Below are 5181 nucleotides of genomic sequence, written 5' to 3'. Positions count from 1 at the left end.
CACCGCGCCGCTGCCGGCGAACAGGTCGATGACCTTGGCCCCGGCCACATAGGGCGCCAACCAGTTGAACAGGGTTTCGCGCACCCGGTCCGGGGTCGGCCGTAGCCCCGGCAGGTCGGGGAAGCTCAGCTTGCGGCTGCGCCATTCGCCGCCAATGATGCGCAACTGGCCCACGCCATTGTGCTGGTTGTGGACGGGTTTCTTGCTGGGACGGGCTGGACGGGCCATTAATGCTCCGGAACCCCGAGCGGCTGCTCGGCGGGTTTGTCAGTGGGGGGCGGCAACGGCTTTTGCGCGACGGTGGGGCCGGCGCTGACGATGACCATCTTGTCGACATTCAGGTGCTTGTTCATGGCGGCCTTGACCTGCTCCACCGTCAGCTCCTGGGATTGACGCATGAAGTCTTCCAGGTAGCTCAACGGCAGGTTGTAGAAACCCATGGCGCCCAGCTGGCCGACGATATCGGCGTTGCTGGCGGTGGACAGCGGGAAGCTGCCAGCCAGTTCACGCTTGGCGTCGTCCAGTTCTTTCTGGGTCGGGCCGTTCTTCAGGTACTCGGCGAACACGTCCTGCACCAGCTTCAGGGTGCCTTCGCTCATTTCCGCGCGGGTCTGCAGGTTGATCATGAACGGGCCGCGGGCCTGCATCGGGGTGAAACCCGAGTAGACGCCGTAGGTCAGGCCGCGCTTCTCGCGCACTTCGCTCATCAGCCGGGTGCCGAAGCCGCCGCCGCCGAGAATCTGGTTGCCCAGGGAGACAGCGGCGTAGTCCGGGTCGTCACGGTCGATGCCCAGTTGCGCCAGCATCAGGCTGGTCTGGCTCGACGGGAACTCGATATGGCCGATGCTGGCCTTGGGTTCGGCAGGTTGCTCGATCTTCGCCAGCGCCGGGCCTTTTGGCAGGGCGGCGGAGACCTGTGCGGCAATCGCCTCGGCATCGCTGCGGGACAGGTCGCCGACCAGGGCGATCACCACGTTGCCTGCGGCATAGGCCTTGGCGTGGAAAGCCTTGAGCTGGGCCAGGGTGATCGGCGGGATGCTCTTGGCATCGCCGTCGCTGGCATGGGCGTAAGGATGGGTGCCATACAGGCGCTTCATCAGCTCCAGGCTGGCCAGCTTGCCGGGGTTCTGCTTCTGGTATTCGAAGCCGGCGAGCATCTGGTTCTTGATCCGCGCCAGGGAGTCGGCGGGGAAGGTCGGCTTGCCCACCACTTCGGCGAACAGCTTCAGCGCCGGTTCGCGCTTATCCACAGCGCTCAGGCTGCGCAGCGAGGCCACGGCCATGTCCTTGTAGGCGCCGTTGCCGAAATCCGCACCCAGGCCTTCGAAGCCCTGGGCGATGGCGCCTACATCCTTGCCGGCCACGCCTTCGTTGAGCATGGCGTTGGTCAGCAGGGCCACGCCCGGCGCGTTGCCGTCCTGGCTGCTGCCGGCGGCGAAGATCAGGCGCAGGTCGAACATCGGCAGCTCGCGGGCTTCGACGAACAGTACCTTGGCGCCTTCGGCGGTGTTCCAGGTCTGCACGTCCAGGTTGCGATGGCTGGGGGCCTTGCCATCCAGCTCGGCCAGGGATTGGAGCTTCTGGCTGGTCTTGGCGTTGTCCAGGGCCTGGCTGGCATTGGATTCGCCGGAACGCGACAGGTACAGGCCGCCGGCGGTGAGCAGGGCCACCAGGGCCAGGCCCAGCAGGACCGGCGAGGCATTCTTGCGCTTACTCATGAGCGGACTCCTCAGGCAGTACATGGGCCACGCTCATACGTTCCCGGGTGAAATAGGTGCGGGCGGCCTTCTGGATGTCTTCCGGGGTCACGCTTTGCAGTTCCGCAAGCTCGGTGTCCATCAGCTTCCACGACAGGCCGACGGTTTCCAGCTGGCCGATGGCGGTGGCCTGGCTGGTGATGGAATCACGTTCGTAGACCAGCCCGGCGATCACCTGGGCTCGCACCCGCTCCAGTTCCTCGGCGGATGGCGGGGTGGTCTTCAACTGGTCCAGCAGGCGCCACAGCCCGGCTTCGGCCTGGGCGATGGTTTTCTTCTTCTGGCTGTTGGGGGTGGCCGAAAGCATGAACAGGCTGTCGCCCCGGGTGTAGGCGTCGTAGCTGGTGGAGCCGCCGGACAGCAGCTCTTCGCCGCGCTCCAGCTGGGTCGGGATGCGGGCGCTGTAGCCGCCGTCCAGCAGGGCCGCGGCCAGGCGCAGGGCGTTCACCGCGCGTTTGTCCTCGGAGGTGGCGATGCTCGGCACGTTGAAGGCCAGCATCAGGCTCGGCAGTTGGGTCTTGACGTGCAAGGTGATCAGGCGCTCGCCGGGCTCGGCCAGCTCCATGGGGATCTTCGCCGGTGGCACGTCACGCTTGGGGATCGCGCCGAAGTAGCGTTGGGCCAGGGTTTTCACCTCGTCCGGGGTGACGTCGCCGACTACCACCAGGGTGGCATTGTTCGGCACGTACCAGGCCTGGTACCAGTGGCGCAGTTCCTCGACCTTCATCCGGTTCAGGTCGGCCATCCAGCCGATGGTCGGCGTGTGGTAGCCGCTGGCCGGGTAGGCCATGGCCTTGAAGCGCTCGTAGGCCTTGGACATCGGCTTGTCGTCGGTGCGCAGGCGGCGCTCTTCCTTGATGACCTCGATTTCGCGGCTGAACTCGTCGGCCGGCAGGCGCAGGCTGGCCATGCGGTCGGCTTCCAGCTCCAGGGCCACGCCCAGGCGGTCGCGGGCCAGGACCTGGTAATAGGCCGTGAAGTCGTCGCTGGTGAAGGCGTTCTCTTCGGCGCCCAGGTCCCGCAGGATCAGGGAGGCCTCGCCGGGGCCGACTTTCTCGCTGCCCTTGAACATCATGTGTTCCAGGGCGTGGGACAAACCGGTCTGGCCCGGGGTTTCGTAGCTGGAGCCGACCTTGTACCAGACTTGGGACACCACCACCGGCGCGCGATGATCTTCGCGGACCACGACCTTGAGGCCGTTGTCGAGGGTGAATTCATGGGTGGGTTGAGGGTCGGCAGCCAGGGCTGCAAGGGGCAGACAAACTGTGCTGAGCAGCAGGCCTGCGGCGCGGCGGGCTAGAGCATTCATTCGTTTTTAAACCTGTTGGGCTGCCCGCTTGGTCTTAGCCTGTGCGGGCGAGGAGGTGCTAGGATACTGATCCGTTTTACTGGCGGCCACGCCTATCAGGTCTTCGCGGATCAGCATGTACTTGAGCAGGTTGTATGAGTTACCGGCAAGAAGCCCTGATTTACCAGCTAGACTTCGACTTTTCGCCGATTTTGCCGTTCCAGTCCTTTAGTAAAATCGCTCCTTGAAGTGCTTTTGGGCATTTCGACAACATGTTGCGCGTGAACAAGCTGGATGAAACACAGTCTGTTCTGCATCGAATATTTATTTACCGAGGCGCCCAGTGGCGCATCGCTACCTTGAGATAGCCGTCTCCATGTTTGGTTCCAACGACGACAAAAAGACCCCAGCCGCGGCTGGCGAGAAGAAAGGCCTGTTCGGATGGCTGCGCAAAAAGCCGCAGGAACCCGTCGTCGAACAGCCGCAAGTGCCTGCCGAGCCGGCACCGACCCCGGTCATCGAACCTGCCGCCAGCGTAGCCCCGGCCGAGCCGGTGGTGCTGCCAATGGCCGAGCCGGTGCTGCAACCGCACATCGCGCCTGAACCGGCGGCCCCCGCGGCGCCCGACCTGCCGCTGGCGCCAAGCGCCGAGCACAAGCCCTGGTTGACCCTGCCGGTGGCGGAAGAACCCGTGGCCCTGGTGGAAGACGCCCAGGCCGAGCATGTGGCTCCGCCGATTCCGGCTGTTGCCGTGCACCCTGAGCCGGTGGTCGAAGCCCCGGTGGTTACCCCGGCCCCCGTGGTCGAGGTGCAAGCCCCGGTTGCCCCGGTATTCGTCGCCCCTGAACCTGTTGCTCCTGCTCCTGCTCCTGCTCCTGCTCCTGCTCCTGCTCCTGTAGCCGAGCCGGTTGTGGCGGCGGCAGAGCCCGAGCCTGTGACCGAGCCCGCCCGTCCCGCCGAAGAGAGCAAGATCGGCTTCTTCGCTCGCCTCAAGCAGGGCCTGTCCAAGACCAGCGCCAGCATTGGCGAAGGCATGGCCAGCCTGTTCCTGGGCAAGAAGGCCATCGATGACGAATTGCTGGAAGACCTGGAAACCCGCCTGCTGACCGCAGACGTCGGGGTCGAGGCGACTTCGGTGATCATCCAGAACCTGACCCAGAAGGTGGCACGCAAGCAGCTCACCGACTCCGATGCGCTGTATGCCTCGCTGCAGGCCGAACTCACCAGCATGCTCAAGCCAGTGGAACAACCACTGCAGATCGTCGCCCAGAACAAGCCGTTCGTGATCCTGGTGGTGGGCGTCAACGGCGCCGGCAAGACCACCACCATCGGCAAGCTGGCGAAGAAGCTGCAGTTGGAAGGCAAGAAAGTCATGCTGGCCGCCGGCGACACTTTCCGCGCCGCGGCAGTGGAGCAGCTGCAAGTCTGGGGCGAGCGCAACAAGATCCCGGTCATCGCCCAGCACACCGGTGCCGATTCGGCCTCGGTGATCTTCGATGCGGTGCAAGCGGCCAAGGCCCGTGGCATTGACGTGCTGATCGCCGACACGGCGGGGCGCCTGCACACCAAAGACAACCTGATGGAAGAGCTGAAGAAAGTCCGTCGGGTCATCGGCAAGCTCGATGCCGACGCGCCCCACGAGGTGCTGCTGGTGCTGGACGCCGGTACCGGCCAGAACGCCATCAACCAGGCCAAGCAGTTCAACCAGACGGTGCAGTTGTCCGGCCTGGCCCTGACCAAGCTCGACGGTACCGCCAAGGGTGGAGTGATCTTCGCCCTGGCCAAGCAGTTCGGCCTGCCGATCCGTTATATCGGCGTCGGTGAAGGCATCGACGACTTGCGTACCTTTGAAGCCGAACCCTTTGTCCAGGCACTGTTTGCCGAGCGGGAGCGTTCATGATTCGTTTCGAACAGGTCGGTAAGCGCTACCCCAACGGTCACGTTGGCCTGCATGAGCTGAGCTTTCGCGTGCGTCGCGGCGAATTCCTGTTTGTCACCGGCCATTCCGGCGCCGGTAAGAGCACCTTGCTGCGCCTGCTGCTGGCCATGGAGCGTCCCACCACCGGCAAGCTGCTGCTGGCCGGGCAGGACCTGGGGCAGATCAGCAATGCGCAGATCCCGTTCCTGCGGCGGCAG

Annotated in this window: 5 protein-coding genes; 2 read left to right on the top strand and 3 right to left on the bottom strand. The window is 64.8% G+C overall.

The annotated features are described in order from the left end of the window. From F6S12_RS29570 to F6S12_RS29560, 3 genes are all read right to left on the bottom strand, one after another. Positions 1–228 (bottom strand): RsmD family RNA methyltransferase (locus tag F6S12_RS29570; protein WP_315869674.1); only part of this gene is annotated, 228 nt, incomplete at its 3' end. Then, positions 228–1718, bottom strand: coding sequence for a M16 family metallopeptidase (locus F6S12_RS29565; RefSeq protein WP_019095296.1), 1491 nt, complete (start codon positions 1716–1718; stop codon positions 228–230). The genes F6S12_RS29565 and F6S12_RS29570, both read right to left, overlap by 1 nt. Next, positions 1711–3066, bottom strand: a complete 1356-nt coding sequence (locus F6S12_RS29560) for a M16 family metallopeptidase (protein WP_125062307.1) — start codon at positions 3064–3066, stop codon at positions 1711–1713. The genes F6S12_RS29565 and F6S12_RS29560 overlap by 8 nt, the downstream gene beginning before the upstream one ends. A gap of 355 nt (positions 3067–3421) precedes the next feature. Between F6S12_RS29560 and ftsY the strand changes: the two genes are divergently transcribed. Both ftsY and F6S12_RS29550 read left to right on the top strand, forming a co-directional pair. Further along, positions 3422–4945: a signal recognition particle-docking protein FtsY gene (gene ftsY, locus F6S12_RS29555; protein ID WP_315869673.1), complete on the top strand. Its 1524-nt coding sequence runs from the start codon at positions 3422–3424 to the stop codon at positions 4943–4945. Further along, the coding region (locus tag F6S12_RS29550; RefSeq protein WP_315869672.1) for an ATP-binding cassette domain-containing protein at positions 4942–5181 on the top strand (240 nt) is incomplete at its 3' end. The genes ftsY and F6S12_RS29550, both read left to right, overlap by 4 nt.

This window comes from Pseudomonas sp. JV245A (assembly GCF_032424515.1).
GTDB classification, from domain to species: domain Bacteria; phylum Pseudomonadota; class Gammaproteobacteria; order Pseudomonadales; family Pseudomonadaceae; genus Aquipseudomonas; species Aquipseudomonas protegens.
This window is presented reverse-complemented; position numbering and strand designations above follow the sequence as displayed.